This window comes from Paraburkholderia sp. CNPSo 3281 (assembly GCF_024206515.1).
Lineage (GTDB): Bacteria > Pseudomonadota > Gammaproteobacteria > Burkholderiales > Burkholderiaceae > Paraburkholderia > Paraburkholderia nodosa.
In genome coordinates this window covers 45164-60391 of record NZ_JAMBPS010000014.1, presented here as the reverse complement: position 1 = coordinate 60391, position 15228 = coordinate 45164, and the positions used below count along the sequence as shown (strand labels likewise).

At 64.3% G+C, this 15228-nt stretch carries 11 protein-coding genes; 10 read left to right on the top strand and 1 reads right to left on the bottom strand.

The genetic code is table 11. From position 1 onward, the window contains the following. Window positions 1-14: 14 nt before the first annotated feature. The 6 genes from gloB (at window position 15) to M3I56_RS16525 (ending at window position 9019) form a co-directional block, all read left to right on the top strand. Window positions 15-851, top strand: coding sequence for a hydroxyacylglutathione hydrolase (gene gloB / locus M3I56_RS16550; protein ID WP_254354912.1), 837 nt, complete (start codon window positions 15-17; stop codon window positions 849-851). Window positions 852-1005: 154 nt separating this feature from the next. Further along, the gene (locus tag M3I56_RS16545; RefSeq protein WP_254354911.1) at window positions 1006-2649 is read left to right on the top strand and encodes a transglycosylase SLT domain-containing protein; all 1644 of its coding nucleotides are present in this window, start codon (window positions 1006-1008) and stop codon (window positions 2647-2649) included. A 599-nt stretch (window positions 2650-3248) separates the two neighbouring features. After that, window positions 3249-4388: a glutamine-hydrolyzing carbamoyl-phosphate synthase small subunit gene (gene carA, locus M3I56_RS16540; protein ID WP_254354910.1), complete on the top strand. Its 1140-nt coding sequence runs from the start codon at window positions 3249-3251 to the stop codon at window positions 4386-4388. 132 nt (window positions 4389-4520) lie between these two features. Continuing rightward, complete coding sequence (carB, locus tag M3I56_RS16535; protein ID WP_254354909.1) at window positions 4521-7775, top strand: carbamoyl-phosphate synthase large subunit; 3255 nt, start codon at window positions 4521-4523, stop codon at window positions 7773-7775. Between the two features lie 218 nt (window positions 7776-7993). Continuing rightward, complete coding sequence (greA, locus tag M3I56_RS16530) at window positions 7994-8470, top strand: transcription elongation factor GreA (RefSeq protein ID WP_028206648.1); 477 nt, start codon at window positions 7994-7996, stop codon at window positions 8468-8470. 87 nt (window positions 8471-8557) lie between these two features. After that, complete coding sequence (locus tag M3I56_RS16525; protein WP_254354970.1) at window positions 8558-9019, top strand: DUF4149 domain-containing protein; 462 nt, start codon at window positions 8558-8560, stop codon at window positions 9017-9019. 56 nt (window positions 9020-9075) lie between these two features. Here M3I56_RS16525 and M3I56_RS16520 read toward each other — a convergent pair whose 3' ends face one another. Beyond that, window positions 9076-9621 (bottom strand): YhbY family RNA-binding protein, encoded by a 546-nt coding sequence (locus tag M3I56_RS16520; RefSeq protein WP_254334007.1) that lies wholly within the window; start codon window positions 9619-9621, stop codon window positions 9076-9078. Between the two features lie 273 nt (window positions 9622-9894). Here M3I56_RS16520 and M3I56_RS16515 point away from each other — a divergent pair, with 273 nt between their 5' ends. The 4 genes from M3I56_RS16515 to glmM all read left to right on the top strand — a co-directional run bounded on the left by M3I56_RS16515 (window position 9895) and on the right by glmM (window position 15114). After that, window positions 9895-10557 carry an RlmE family RNA methyltransferase gene (locus M3I56_RS16515; protein WP_254354908.1) on the top strand — a complete coding sequence of 221 codons (663 nt, stop codon included), beginning with the start codon at window positions 9895-9897 and terminating at the stop codon, window positions 10555-10557. Between the two features lie 192 nt (window positions 10558-10749). Then, on the top strand, window positions 10750-12636 hold the full coding sequence (gene ftsH / locus M3I56_RS16510; protein ID WP_254334002.1) for an ATP-dependent zinc metalloprotease FtsH: 1887 nt from the start codon (window positions 10750-10752) through the stop codon (window positions 12634-12636). 197 nt (window positions 12637-12833) lie between these two features. Beyond that, a complete protein-coding gene (gene folP, locus M3I56_RS16505) occupies window positions 12834-13661 on the top strand; it encodes a dihydropteroate synthase (protein WP_302056873.1) in 828 nt (275 codons plus the stop codon). Between the two features lie 100 nt (window positions 13662-13761). After that, window positions 13762-15114: a phosphoglucosamine mutase gene (gene glmM, locus M3I56_RS16500; RefSeq protein WP_254354907.1), complete on the top strand. Its 1353-nt coding sequence runs from the start codon at window positions 13762-13764 to the stop codon at window positions 15112-15114. Window positions 15115-15228 lie beyond the last annotated feature (114 nt).

Below are 15228 nucleotides of genomic sequence, written 5' to 3'. Positions count from 1 at the left end.
GAATACGTCGCCCCATGAAGAGTCCGCTTGAGTACGCGCGTTCGAGCGATACGTGCGCCTACGAGTACGTACCGGTTCCGGCTTTTGAAGACAATTACATCTGGGTCGTTTCGGACGGCCAGAATGCCGTTGCCGTCGATCCGGGCGACGCCGCTCCGGTTCGCGCGTACCTCGCGAAGCGCGGCTGGCGGCTTGTCGCTATTTTACTCACCCATCACCACAACGACCATGTCGGCGGTGTGGCGGACCTGCTCGCCGACGCTCGCGTGCCCGTATATGGCCCGGCCGGCGAGGCGCTCGGCCCGCTCGATGCGTTCGTCACGCGCGTGAAGGGTGGCGACGCCGTCCATCTGGGTGCGCCCGCGCTCGACTTGACGGTGATTGACGTGCCGGGCCATACGCGTGGCCACATTGCCTATTTCCAAGCAGCGGATGCCGCCGGCACGCCGCACGTCTTCTGCGGCGACACGCTCTTTGCCTGCGGCTGCGGCCGCCTCTTCGAGGGTACGCCCGCGCAGATGCTCGACTCGCTCGACGCGCTCGCGGCGCTGCCCGGCAATACCCATGTGCATTGCGCACACGAATACACGTTGTCGAACATTCGCTTCGCGCTCGCCTGCGATCCCGGGAACGCCGATCTGCGCGACTGGAGCCGCGAGGCGGCGGCGCTGCGCGAGCGCGGCGTGCCGACGCTGCCCACGACGATCGCGCACGAGCGCGCCGTCAATCCTTTTCTGCGCGCGGGTGATGCGGCGGTGCAAGCCGCGCTTACCGAGGCGCTGCACGAATCGGTGCCGGACCGGCTTTCGGCTTTCGCAATGATGCGTGAATGGAAGAATCGGTTCCGCTGACCCGACCAGGTCAGGGGGCATGCTCAACCCAATCGTATGGAATCACGCCCAAGCTGCGGATTTCATGGCTTTTTTTCCATTAATTCCGATTGACGGAAACGGACACGTTCCGTACTATCGGCTGCAAATTCCAGCCATGCGGATGTAGATTTTCATGCGATTCATTATCAGTGCGCTGCTGGTCCTCATGCTTGCCGCCTGTGCGAGCGGGGGACCGTCTGCGAGTTCTCAAGCACCAGCCAACGCCCAGGCCAACGCCGACCTCATTCGTAAGACCTCCGCCGCGAAGGAAACCATTAACGTCGATCAAAGCTCCGTCGATCAGCTCACGAGCCCCGACGCCGACCTCTGGGCGCGCATTCGCCGCGGCTTCCAGATGCCCGACCTGCAGAGCGACCTCGTCGACATGAACGCCAACTGGTACGCCCAGCGGCCGGACTACGTCGCGCGCATGACCGAGCGTTCGCAGAAGTACCTGTATCACATCGTCGAAGAGCTCGAGGCGCGTCATATGCCTACCGAGCTCGCGCTGCTCCCGTTCATCGAGTCCGCGTATAACCCACAGGCGCTGTCGGTCGCGAAGGCCGCCGGCATGTGGCAGTTCGTGCCGGGCACGGGCCGCACCTACAACCTCAAGCAGAACATGTGGCAGGACGAGCGCCGTGACGTGCTGGCGTCGACCAGTGCCGCGCTCGACTATCTCTCGCGCCTGCACGACATGTTCGGCGACTGGTATCTCGCGCTGGCCGCCTACAACTGGGGCGAGGGCAACGTTCAGCGCGCCATCGCGCGCAACGAGGCGGCGGGCCTGCCGACCGACTACCAAAGCCTGCGCATGCCCAGCGAAACGCGTAACTACGTGCCGAAGCTGCAGGCGGTCAAGAACATCGTGATGAACCCGCAGCAGTACGGGCTCACGCTGCCGTCCATTCCGAACCACCCGTATTTCGTGACGGTCACGACCTCGCACGACATCGACGTGGACGTCGCCGCCAAGCTCGCGAACATGACGACCGACGAGTTCCGCTCGCTCAACCCGTCGTTCAAGAAACCCGTGATTCTCGGCGCGACCGACCCGCAGATCCTGCTGCCGTTCGACAACGCGAGCGCGTTCGAGCGCAACCTGAAGGCCTATTCCGGCCAGCTTTCGTCGTGGACCGTCTACACGACCGACTCGCGCGCCACGCCGGCGGCGATCGCGCAGAAGATCGGCGTGGACGCCGACACGCTGATGTCGGTCAACAAGATTCCGGCGGGCATGCGCCTGAAGGCGGGGTCGACGCTCGTGGTGCCGCGCACCGACGACGGCGACGACGAAGACATCAGCGCAGACGTGGCGGAAAGCGCCGTGCTGGCCATGGAGCCAGACGTGCCCGACACACGCAAGATGCTGATCCGCGTGCGCCGCAAGCAGTCGATGGAAGCGGTGGCGAGCCGCTATGGCGTGTCGCTCGGCCAGTTGAAGGCATGGAACAAGACCCGCCGCGACTACGTCGCGCCGGGCCAGGTGCTGGTTTTGCACGTGCCGGTCAACAAGGCAATGCCGAGCGAACCGGGGCCGGAGCGTCTGGCAACGAACGTTTCTGACGGCGGCGTGCAGCGAATTGGCACCCGCGTTGCAGACACCGGGTCGAAGTCGCGATACGATAAGAAGCACGGTCGCGCGCGCACCGAGGTCGTCAAGGTTTCCGAACCGGTCAAGGCCAGGACGGTCAGCGCTGCGCCCAGCAAGGCGTCGAAGGGTGCGGCGAGCCGCCCGAAGGCCGAAACCCACGCGCAGAAGCACCAGACAAAATAGCGGCAGGCGAAGGGTGCTCAAACACATGCGTTGCGGGGGCAGCGCATGGTATTTCGCTCCGATCACTTTTCCGTTTTGTTGTCTTTGACGCCGTCACCCCGCCAGGTGGCGGCGTTTTCATTGGCGGGTGCCAAAAATAGAGGGCGCGAATAGGGGCGACTACGGGCGGCGCCGGGCGGGCGACGCTTGCCGCCGCGCCCCTGCCCGCTATAGTGGAAAGGGCCGCGCACCGGGCTGCGAGCACGCTCCCCGTCGCCAGCGTCATCCTGAAATTTGAAGGAAAGGTGACTTTCGCGCTATAATTTCAAGGTTTGAGCTTATCAACCCGCACCCTAGCGCCTACCTCCTCCCATCCGTTCATCCGCCGCCCGCGCTTCATCGTCAACTGGCCGGCTGCCGCCCGATCCTGCGTCACAAACGCGCGCTCGTGGCCCGGCGCCACAACGGTCGACCACACGAAGAGGTCGCGCAAGCGAGCGAGCCGCGCGCGCATCCTGATCCTCACAGAAAAGGATGCCGACGCCGCAGCCGCTCCCAGGTCGCAAGATCGCAACGTCGGATAACAGGTCGGCACAGGGTGCTCCCCCAAGGAGTCTCCCGTGTTGCCGTCATTCTCTCCCGCTCTGCTCGCGCTCGCCGACGGCACGGTCTTTCGTGGTTACTCGATCGGCGCGCCGGGTCATACGATCGGTGAAGTCGTGTTCAACACGGCTATCACCGGCTATCAGGAAATCCTGACTGACCCGAGCTACGCTCGCCAGATCGTCACCCTCACGTATCCGCATATCGGCAACGTCGGCGTCAACGCCGAAGACGTCGAAGCCACGAAAGTCCATGCCGCCGGTCTGATCATCCGCGACCTGCCCGTGCTCGCCTCGAACTTCCGCATGGAACGCACGCTCGGCCAATATCTGAAGGACGAAGGCGTAGTCGCCATCGCCGGCATCGATACGCGCAAGCTCACGCGTATCCTGCGCGAAAAGGGCGCGCAGAACGGCGCGATCCTCGCAGGCTCCGACGACGAAGCAAAGGCCATCGAACTCGCGCGCTCGTTCCCGGGCCTCGCGGGCATGGACCTCGCCAAGGTCGTGTCGACCCAGAAGCCGTATCAGTGGAACACCACGGAATGGCGTCTGGGCGAAGGCTACCGCACGCAATCGGCGCCGAAATACAAGGTCGTGGCGTTCGACTACGGCGTGAAGCAGAACATCCTGCGCATGCTGGCCGAGCGCGGCTGCGACGTCACGGTGCTGCCGGCGCAAGCTACGGCTGAAGACGCCTTCGCACTGAACCCGGACGGCGTGTTCCTCTCGAACGGCCCCGGCGACCCGGAACCGTGCGACTACGCGATCAAGGCGACGCAAGCCTTCATCGAGCGCGGCATCCCGACCTTCGGCATCTGCCTCGGCCATCAGATCATGGGTCTCGCCGTGGGCGCGAAGACCATGAAGATGAAGACGGGCCACCACGGCGCGAACCATCCGGTGAAGGATCTCGGCGACGGCCGCGTCGTCATCACGTCGCAGAACCACGGCTTCGCGGTGGACGCCGCGACGCTCCCCGCGAACACGCGCGTCACGCACGTTTCGCTGTTCGACGGCACGCTGCAAGGCTTCGAGCTGACCGATAAGCCCGCGTTCTGCTTCCAGGGGCACCCGGAAGCATCGCCGGGTCCGCAGGACATCGGCTATCTGTTCGACCGCTTCACGGCGCTGATGGACAAGGCGAAGGCGGCGTAAGCGCCGCATCGAGCGAAAGCGCAGAGCAGGGTGCGCAGCGAGCCGGTCTGAAGAACGGCCCACGCGCGCACCCGGGCGGCAGGCAGTCAGCCGCCAGACGTAAAAGACACAGGAATATTTAGCGAGAGCGTTATGCCCAAGCGGACAGACATCAAGAGCATTCTCATCATCGGCGCGGGTCCGATCATCATCGGCCAGGCGTGCGAGTTCGACTATTCGGGCGCGCAGGCATGCAAGGCGCTGCGTGAAGAAGGCTACAAGGTCATCCTCGTCAACAGCAATCCGGCGACGATCATGACCGACCCGAACACGGCCGACGTCACCTACATCGAGCCGATCACGTGGGAAGTGGTAGAGCGCATCATCGAAAAGGAGCGCCCCGACGCGATCCTGCCGACGATGGGCGGCCAGACCGCGCTGAACTGCGCGCTCGACCTGCATCATCACGGCGTGCTGAAGAAGTACAACGTCGAGCTGATCGGCGCTTCGCCGGAAGCCATCGACAAGGCCGAAGACCGCCAGAAGTTCAAGGACGCGATGACCGGGATCGGTCTCGGTTCGGCGAAGTCGGGCGTCGCGCACTCGATGGAAGAGGCGCTCAAGGTGCAAGGCGAAATCGCCGAAGCCACCGGCTCGGGCGGCTACCCGGTCGTGATCCGTCCGTCGTTCACGCTCGGCGGTTCGGGCGGCGGCATTGCCTACAACCGTGAAGAGTTCGAAGAGATCTGCAAGCGCGGTCTCGACCTCTCGCCCACGCGCGAACTACTGATCGAAGAGTCGCTGCTCGGCTGGAAGGAATACGAGATGGAAGTGGTCCGCGACAAGGCGGATAACTGCATCATCGTCTGCTCGATCGAAAACCTCGACCCGATGGGCATCCACACCGGCGACTCGATCACGGTCGCGCCGGCGCAAACGCTCACCGACAAGGAATACCAGATCCTGCGCGACGCCTCGCTGGCGGTGCTACGGGAGATCGGCGTGGATACGGGCGGCTCGAACGTCCAGTTCTCGATCGATCCGCGCACGGGCCGCATGATCGTGATCGAAATGAATCCGCGCGTGTCGCGTTCCTCGGCGCTGGCCTCGAAGGCCACGGGCTTCCCGATCGCCAAGGTCGCCGCCAAGCTGGCCGTGGGCTACACGCTCGACGAGCTCAAGAACGAAATCACAGGCGGTCAGACGCCGGCTTCGTTCGAGCCGACCATCGACTACGTCGTCACCAAGATTCCGCGTTTCGCGTTCGAGAAGTTCCGCGAAGCCGACCCGCGCCTCACCACGCAGATGAAGTCGGTGGGCGAAGTCATGGCGATCGGCCGCACGTTCCAGGAGTCGTTCCAGAAGGCGCTGCGCGGCCTCGAAGTCGGCGTGGACGGTCTGGACGAAAAGACCACGAGCCGCGACGAGATCATCCGTGAGATCGGCGAAGCCGGTCCGGACCGCATCTGGTACGTGGGCGACGCGTTCCGCGTGGGCATGACGCGCGAAGAGATCTTCGAAGAAACCGCGATCGACCCGTGGTTCCTCGCGCAGATCGAGGAAATCATCAAGAAGGAAGAGGCCGCCCGCGGCCGCACGCTCGCAAGCCTCTCGAAGGACGAGCTGCGTTACCTGAAGCAAAGCGGTTTCTCGGATCGCCGTCTCGCGAAGCTGCTCGGCAGCAACGCCACGGACGTGCGCCGCCGTCGTATCGAACTGAACGTGCGCCCGGTCTACAAGCGCGTGGACACCTGCGCGGCCGAGTTCGCCACGAAGACCGCCTACATGTACTCGACCTATGAGGAAGAGTGCGAGGCGAACCCGACGACCAACAAGAAGATCATGGTGCTGGGCGGCGGCCCGAACCGGATCGGCCAGGGTATCGAGTTCGACTACTGCTGCGTGCACGCCGCGCTCGCGATGCGCGAAGACGGCTACGAAACGATCATGGTCAACTGCAACCCCGAGACCGTTTCGACCGACTACGACACGTCCGACCGTCTGTACTTCGAGCCGCTCACGCTCGAAGACGTGCTCGAAGTCGTGGACCTGGAAAAGCCGGTTGGCGTGATCGTGCAGTACGGCGGCCAGACGCCGCTGAAGCTCGCGCTCGACCTTGAGGCGAACGGCGTGCCTATCGTCGGCACGTCGCCGGACATGATCGACGCCGCAGAAGACCGCGAGCGCTTCCAGAAGCTGCTGCAGGAGCTGAACCTGCGCCAGCCGCCGAACCGCACCGCGCGCGCCGAAGACGAAGCGCTCAAGCTCGCCGACGAAATCGGCTACCCGCTCGTCGTGCGTCCGTCGTACGTGCTGGGCGGCCGCGCCATGGAAATCGTCCACGAACCGCGCGACCTCGAGCGCTACATGCGCGAGGCCGTGAAGGTGTCGAACGACTCGCCGGTGCTGCTCGACCGCTTCCTGAACGACGCGATCGAATGCGACGTGGACTGCATCTCCGATGGCGAAGCCGTGTTCATCGGCGGCGTAATGGAGCACATCGAGCAAGCGGGCGTGCACTCGGGCGACTCGGCCTGCTCGCTGCCCCCGTACTCGCTCTCGCAGGAAACGGTTGCCGAACTCAAGCGTCAAACGGCCGCGATGGCGAAGGCGCTGAACGTGGTCGGGCTCATGAACGTGCAGTTCGCGATCCAGCAAGTGCCGCAGGATGACGGTTCGAAGAAGGACATCATCTACGTGCTGGAAGTGAACCCGCGCGCTTCGCGTACCGTGCCGTACGTCTCGAAGGCGACCAGCCTGCCGCTCGCGAAAATCGCGGCGCGCGCCATGGTCGGCCAGAAGCTGGCACAGCAGGGCGTGACGAAGGAAGTCGTGCCGCCGTACTTCAGCGTGAAGGAAGCCGTGTTCCCGTTCGTCAAGTTCCCGACCGTCGATCCGGTGCTCGGACCGGAAATGCGCTCCACGGGCGAAGTGATGGGCGTGGGCAAGACCTTCGGCGAAGCGCTGTTCAAGTCGCAACTCGCAGCGGGCTCGCGCCTGCCGGAGTCGGGCACCGTCTTCATCACGGTGATGGACGCCGACAAGCCCAAGGCCGTGGAAGTCGCGCGCATGCTGCACGAACTCGGCTACCCGATCGTCGCCACGCGCGGCACGGCTGCCGCGATCGAGGCGGCCGGCGTGCCGGTGAAGGTCGTGAACAAGGTGAAGGACGGCCGTCCGCACATCGTCGACATGATCAAGAATGGCGAGATTTCGCTCGTCTTCACGACCGTCGACGAAACCCGCTCGGCGATCGCCGATTCGCGTTCGATCCGCATGAGCGCGCAGGCCAACAAGGTCACCTACTACACGACGATGTCGGGCGCACGCGCGGCCGTCGAGGGTCTGCGCTACCTGAAGAACCTGGAAGTCTATGATTTACAAGGCCTCCATGCTCGCCTAAACTAAGGCTTCAATTGTCTGTCTAACACTCGACGAGGCAGGCTAAAAAAGCTGAATGTGCCGCGGTTAAGCGGCGTCCCAACAGGGTTTTCAGGCTGCGCCAGACTGCGCGGCCGCCCTCGCGGGATGCACTTAACCGCGGAATTTTTTTATGGCCGCAACGTGCGCGACACGCGTGCGTGGCGCGGTCTCCTTTAGGCCCTTTTGGGCCGTACGAGTTGTTTATGAGCACGATTCCCTTGACCAAGCGCGGTGCAGACCAACTCCGCGGAGAGTTGCAGCGCCTGAAATCCGTCGAGCGTCCGGCGGTCATCAATTCGATCGCGGAAGCGCGTGCGCAGGGCGATCTGTCGGAAAACGCGGAATACGACGCCGCAAAGGAAAAGCAGGGCTTCATCGAAGGCCGCATCGCCGAGATCGAGTCGAAGCTGGCGGCCGCGCAGATCATCGACCCGGCCACGCTCGAAGCGGACGGCCGCGTGGTGTTCGGCTCGACCGTGGATCTCGAAGACCTCGATTCGGGGAAGACGGTGACCTACCAGATCGTCGGCGACGACGAAGCCGACCTCGAGCACGGCCTGATCTCGGTCAGCTCGCCCATCGCGCGCGCGCTGATCGGCAAGTCCGAAGGCGATGTCGCCCAGGTGCAGGCCCCCAGCGGCGTGCGCGAGTACGAGGTCATCGAGGTTCGCTACGTCTGAGGGCGCATCGACGTGAGTACTGCAAGCCACGTGGGTTCCGCCACTCCCGTTTCGCTCGTTCCGCACCGGCTCTTCGGGCTGCTGGCCATGCTGTGGGTCGGCAGCCAGCTGACCATCGGCTATGCGGTCGCGCCCGTCCTGTTCGCGTCGCTCGAAAGGGTGGTGGCCGGCGAACTCGCCGCGCAGCTGTTTCGCCTTGAAGGCCTGATCGGCGTGGTGTGCGGCGTGTTGATGCTCGGGCTGTCGAGCGTGCTCGCGCGCCGCGGCGCGTTGGGCTATCGCCGGCTGCGCTGGATTCTGGCCGCCATGCTGCTGTGCGTGCTGGTCGGCTATTTCGCGCTGCAGCCGTTCATGAACGCGTTGCGCGTTCAAGCGATGAGCGCGGGCATGGATGTGGCCAGTTCGCCGTATGCGAGCCGCTTCGGCTTGCTGCACGGCGTGTCGAGCCTGTTCTATCTCGTGCAGAGCCTGCTGGGTGCATGGCTCGTCTGGCTGCTGCCTTCGGCGCGCGGCACGCTGCCGCAGCGCGTGGAAGCCGCTCCGCGCTGATAGCGACCTGAAGCCGAGTCAGGTGAAAAAAAGCGCGGCTCGATGGCCGCGCTTTTTTACTTCGAACCCTGGTGGGCCCGCTTGGAGCTGGTTTGGCGCTTCTTGGCGCGCTTGATGTTGCCGCCTTGCGTGACGCGCTCGTTGCCCTTGACCGTCACCTTTTGCGCCTTCGGCTTGCGCATGGGGTTGTCGCTGGCCTTGACGACCTTGACGGTGCGCGGAGCGGCGCCACGCTTGCCCGCTTCACGCGCGCTCGGTACGTCGGCGGATGGGCGCGACACGGTGCCGCGGGCGCCGGCGCGCGCGGTGGTGCCCTTCGCCTTGGCTTCCTCGGGCTTGTAGATGACGAGCAGCTTGCCGATGTGCTGGATCGGGGCGGCATTCAGGCGGTCGCAGATCTCTTCGTAGATCGCGAGGCGCTCTTCGCGCTCGTCGCCGAACACGCGCACCTTGATGAGCTGGTGCGCGGAAAGGTGAACCTTGATTTCCTTGAGCACGGCGTCGGTCAGTCCCTCGGCGCCGATGAGCACCACCGGTTTGAGCGCGTGAGCCTGGGAGCGCAGCTCGGAGCGCTGTTCGGCGGAAAGAGTGAGGGCGGGCATGGGATGTGGCAGACTCGACTAAAATGACGGCGCCGCGCGGGTCGACAGGCATGAATTGACAACCTGGGCAGACGTGAATGCGGTCCGCGAATAGCGGGCCGCCAGCGGGCAAAGCGCGTCGGAACAACGGAAAACCGTGGGGAGCGGCAGGGCGCGGGCAAAAAACGCCGGCGGAGAAACGAACATCCGGCCAGGCGGGCCGCGACGGCCGCACGAATAAAACGCGTATTATCCGCTAAAAGCGCGGAATCACGCAGCAAGAGTTCATCTTTAATGGCAAAAAATCGCTTCAACCAGTCGTGGCTGCACGACCATATCAACGACCCGTACGTGAAAATGGCGCAGCGGGAGGGCTATCGCGCTCGCGCCGCCTACAAGCTCAAGGAAATCGACGAGCAGGACAAGCTGATCCACCCCGGCATGCTGATCGTGGACCTCGGCGCCGCGCCCGGCAGCTGGAGCCAGTACGCTCGCAACAAACTCGCGCAGAGCACGAAGCGCGACGACCAACGACAGGGCGGGATCGACGGCACGATCATCGCGCTCGATCTCCTGCCCATGGAACCCATCTCCGACGTGCAGTTCCTGCAGGGCGACTTCCGCGAGGACGCCGTGCTCGCGCAACTGGAAGAATTGATGGGTGGGCGCCCGGTCGATCTTGTAATTTCGGACATGGCGCCCAATCTCTCGGGGGTCGCGTCGGCCGACGCGGCGCGCATCGAGCACGTGTGCGATCTGGCGCTCGAGTTTTCGCAGAATCATCTGAAACCCGATGGAGCCCTTTTAGTCAAATGCTTCCACGGCAGCGGTTACAGTCAGATCGTCGAGAAGTTCAAGCAGCAGTTCAAGGTCGTGGCGGCGCGCAAGCCGAAGGCTTCGCGCGATAAATCGTCCGAAACGTTTATATTGGGTAAACATCTGAAGCGTCCCCGTTAAACGGGGCATGATTGCCGTGCAAAAGGCGCAATCTGGTCGCAAAATGGCCCCGAGAGGCGGTCAGGACAAGGCGCTCGGGCTATTCCTGCGGTAGCGAAACGTTATGGCAGGGGTCCGTGTACTGGATTAGAATGCTTTGGTGGTGTCGCAAGGCAAATGTAGGCGCCCATCTATGAGTGAAGGAGTGGTGCTTTGAACAACAACATGTTTTCGAAGGCAGCAGTGTGGCTGGTAATCGCACTGGTGCTGTTTACGGTGTTCAAGCAGTTCGACAAGCCCCGTGTCCAGGAAGGCGTTTCCTATTCGCAGTTCATGGACGACGCGAAGAACGGCAAGGTCAAGACTGTCGTGGTGCAGGGGCGGAACCTCACGGTCACTCCGGCTGATGGCCAGAAATACCAGATCGTCTCCCCGGGTGACATCTGGATGGTCGGCGACCTGATGAAATATGGCGTGCAGGTGAGCGGCAAGGCTGATGAAGAGCCGAATGCGCTGGTTTCCGCGCTGTATTACCTCGGGCCAACCATCCTCATCATCGTGTTCTGGTTCTACATGATGAGACAGATGCAGGGGGGCGGCAAAGGCGGGGCGTTCTCCTTTGGTAAATCGCGCGCCCGCTTGATCGACGAGAACAACAACGCGGTCAACTTCTCCGACGTCGCGGGCTGCGACGAAGCCAAGGAAGAAGTGTCGGAACTGGTCGACTTCCTGCGCGATCCGCAAAAATTCCAGAAGCTGGGTGGACGCATTCCGCGCGGCGTGCTGCTCGTTGGCCCTCCGGGTACGGGTAAGACGCTGCTTGCGCGCGCCATTGCCGGCGAAGCGAAGGTGCCGTTCTTCAGCATCTCGGGTTCGGACTTCGTCGAAATGTTCGTCGGCGTGGGCGCGGCCCGCGTGCGCGACATGTTCGAGCAGGCCAAGAAGCATGCGCCGTGTATCGTGTTCATCGACGAAATCGACGCGGTCGGTCGCCATCGTGGCGCCGGCATGGGCGGCGGCAACGACGAGCGCGAGCAGACGCTGAACCAGATGCTGGTCGAGATGGACGGCTTCGAGGCGAACTCGGGCGTTATCGTGATCGCGGCAACCAACCGTTCGGACGTGCTCGACAAGGCGCTGCTGCGTCCGGGCCGTTTCGACCGCCAGGTGTATGTGGGACTGCCGGACATTCGCGGCCGCGAGCAGATCATGAAGGTGCACCTGCGCAAGGTGCCGATCGCCAACGACGTGGATGCAGCGGTGATCGCACGTGGCACGCCGGGCTTCTCGGGTGCTGACCTTGCGAACCTCGTGAACGAAGCCGCGCTCTTCGCGGCGCGCCGCGGCAAGCGCATTGTCGAAATGCAGGACTTCGAAGACGCGAAGGACAAGATCTTCATGGGTCCGGAGCGCAAGTCGGCGGTGATTCGTGAGGAAGCGAAGCGCGCCACGGCGTACCACGAGTCGGGTCACGCGGTTGTCGCGAAGCTGCTGCCGAAGGCGGACCCGGTGCACAAGGTCACGATCATCCCGCGCGGCCGCGCGCTGGGTGTGACGTGGCAGCTGCCCGAGCACGACAACGAAACGTACTCGAAGGACTATCTGCTGGATCGTCTGGCCATTCTGTTCGGCGGCCGCGTGGCGGAAGAGCTGTTCATGAACCTGATCAGCACGGGCGCCTCGGACGACTTCAACAAGGCGACGCAAACGGCCCGCGCCATGGTGACACGCTTTGGCATGACCGACGCGCTCGGACCGATGGTCTACGCCGACGACGACAACGAAGCCTCCCCGTTCGGCAAGGGCTTCACGCGCGCGATTTCGGAAGCGACGCAGCAGAAGGTCGACGCGGAAATCCGCCGCGTGCTCGACGAGCAGTACAACCTCGCGAAGCGCCTGCTCGACGAGAACCGCGACAAGGTCGAAGCCATGACCGCGGCACTCATGGAGTGGGAAACGATCGACGCCGACCAGATCAACGACATCATGGCCGGCCGTCCGCCGCGCTCGCCGAAGAGCACGCCGTCGCCGGGCGATGCGTCGTCGGGTGGCAGCACCGGCACCGAGGTCAAGCCCGGTAGCGCCACCGCACCGGCGTGATCCTGATCGAGTAAAGTTGCGGGCCGGTGTGATGTTCACATCGGCCCGTTTTGCATTTCTGGCGTGCCGCTGTGCCGCCGCATCTCGTTACACATCTGACGTTTCTTGACGTGCCCAACATCTCCTCGCAAGGTAGTCTCCCACCTGAACCGCTCGCCTGCGGCCGCTTCACGCTGACTTTCGAGCGTCCGCTCGTCATGGGCATCCTCAACGCAACGCCCGACTCGTTTTCCGACGGCGGTCGCTATGTCGCTTTCGGCGACGCCTTGCGCCGCGCCGAACAGATGATGCTCGACGGCGTCGATATCATCGACATTGGCGGTGAGTCGACGCGGCCGGGCGCGCCGCCCGTGCCGCTCGACGAGGAACTCGAACGCGTGATTCCGCTCGTGGAAAAACTCAAGGGCGCGAACCTGCCGCTGTCGATCGACACGTACAAGCCCGAAGTCATGCGCGCGGCGCTCGCGGCAGGCGCCGACATGATCAACGACATCTGGGGTTTCCGGATGCCCGGCGCGATTGAGGCCGTGCGCGGCAGCGACTGCGGGCTGTGCGTGATGCACATGCTCGGCGAGCCTCAGACGATGCAGCTGGGCGAGCCCGACTACGTGGACGTCGTGCGCGAGGTGCGCGAGTTTCTCGCCCGGCGTTGTGCCGAACTCGAAGCGGCGGGCGTGGCGAAGGCGCGCATCAGCGTGGATCCGGGCTTCGGCTTCGGCAAGTCGGTGGTCGAGCACAATTACGCGCTGCTCGCGCACCTGCCCGAGACGGCGCCCGAGGTTGCGGCAGGCGTCGCGCCGTATCCGATCCTTGCCGGCATGTCGCGCAAGTCGATGCTCGGCGCGCTCGTGAACCGGCCCGCGCCCGAACGCGTGGCGGCGAGCGTGGGGGCCGCCGTGTGCGCGGCACAGCGCGGCGCGGCGATCATTCGCGTGCACGACGTTGCGCCCACCGTGGACGCACTCAAGATCTGGGCGGCGATGCGCGACGCGATGTCCGTCGGTACGTTGGACACACAAGGCTGAGCCATTGCCTGGAAGAACGCTGACGGCCACGAAGTGCGCCGGAGCGGATCCGGGCGGCCACAATACAGGACAAAGCAGCACCAAACCTAGGGGTAGAAAGATGGGACGTCGTTATTTCGGAACTGATGGAGTGCGTGGCAAGGTCGGCGAGGCGCCGATCACGCCCGATTTCGTGCTTCGGCTAGGCTACGCCGCGGGCAAGGTGCTCGCGGGGTCGGCTGCGGCATCCGGGCCGCGCCCGTCCGTGCTGATCGGCAAGGACACGCGTATTTCAGGCTATATGCTCGAAGCCTCCCTGGAAGCGGGGCTTTCGGCTGCGGGCATCGACGTGATGCTGGCCGGTCCGATGACGACGCCCGGCATCGCCTATCTCACGCGCGCGCTGCGGCTCGCCGCGGGCGTCGTGATCAGCGCGTCGCACAATCCGTACTACGACAACGGCATCAAGTTCTTCTCCGCCGACGGCAACAAGCTCCCCGATGAGGTGGAGACGCAAATCGAAGAGCAGCTCGAGCAGCCGCTTGCCTGCGCGCCGTCCGAGCAGCTTGGCCGTGCTCGCCGCCTGCACGACGCGGGCGGGCGCTACATCGAGTTCTGCAAGAGCACGTTCCCGCAGGCGTTCAATCTGCGCGGGCTGAAGCTCGTGATCGACTGCGCCAACGGTGCGGGGTATGACATCGCGCCGCACGTGTTCCACGAACTGGGCGCGGACGTGATTCCGATCGGTGTGTCGCCGAACGGCTTCAACATCAACGATGGCGTGGGCGCGACCGCGCCTGACGCGCTCGTGCGCGCCGTGCGCGCGAATCACGCGGATCTCGGTATCGCGCTCGACGGCGACGCCGACCGCCTCCAGGTGGTCGATGCACATGGCCGCCTCTATAACGGCGACGAGTTGCTCTACGTGCTCGTAAAGGACCGCATCGCGACCGAAGGCAGGGTGGAAGGCGCAGTGGGCACGCTCATGACCAATCTCGCGGTGGAGCAGGCGCTCGAAGGCCTCGGCGTGCAGCTGGTGCGCGCGAACGTGGGCGACCGCTACGTGCTGGAGCAACTGCGCGAGCGCGGCTGGCAGCTCGGCGCGGAAGGCTCGGGCCACATTCTGTCGCTCGACCGCCACACGACCGGCGACGGCATCGTCTCGGCGCTGCTCGTGCTCGCGGCGATGAAGCGCAGCGGCAAGACGATCGCGCAACTGCTCGGCGGCGTGAAACTGTTTCCGCAGAAGCTCATCAACGTGCGCATCGCGCAGGGCGCCGACTGGAAGGGCAACGCCGGGATCCAGCAGTCGATCGCGTCCGCCGAGGCGGAATTGAAGGGACGGGGCCGTGTGCTGATCCGCGCTTCGGGCACGGAGCCGGTGCTGCGCGTGATGGTCGAGGCCCGCGAGGAGCGCGACACGGTGCATTACGCCGAGGCGATCGCCAGCGTGGTCAAGCGTTCGATCGCGTGATCGCCGGCTATTAAGTCGCGCGACTGAGTCGCGCCAGCGCCCAAACCAATGAGCACGACGTCGCGATCCGCCGTCGTGCTCATCTTTTTTTGCGATTTTTCGGCATCACAACGG

Coding starts and splice junctions, on each gene's coding strand:
- greA (WP_028206648.1), top strand. CDS start 7,994: ATGAGCACGATTCCCTTGACCAAGCGCGGTGCAGACCAACTCCGCGGA.
- M3I56_RS16545 (WP_254354911.1), top strand. CDS start 1,006: ATGCGATTCATTATCAGTGCGCTGCTGGTCCTCATGCTTGCCGCCTGT.
- gloB (WP_254354912.1), top strand. CDS start 15: ATGAAGAGTCCGCTTGAGTACGCGCGTTCGAGCGATACGTGCGCCTAC.
- M3I56_RS16515 (WP_254354908.1), top strand. CDS start 9,895: ATGGCAAAAAATCGCTTCAACCAGTCGTGGCTGCACGACCATATCAAC.
- M3I56_RS16525 (WP_254354970.1), top strand. CDS start 8,558: ATGCTGTGGGTCGGCAGCCAGCTGACCATCGGCTATGCGGTCGCGCCC.
- M3I56_RS16520 (WP_254334007.1), bottom strand. CDS start 9,621: ATGCCCGCCCTCACTCTTTCCGCCGAACAGCGCTCCGAGCTGCGCTCC.
- glmM (WP_254354907.1), top strand. CDS start 13,762: ATGGGACGTCGTTATTTCGGAACTGATGGAGTGCGTGGCAAGGTCGGC.
- folP (WP_302056873.1), top strand. CDS start 12,834: ATGGGCATCCTCAACGCAACGCCCGACTCGTTTTCCGACGGCGGTCGC.
- carB (WP_254354909.1), top strand. CDS start 4,521: ATGCCCAAGCGGACAGACATCAAGAGCATTCTCATCATCGGCGCGGGT.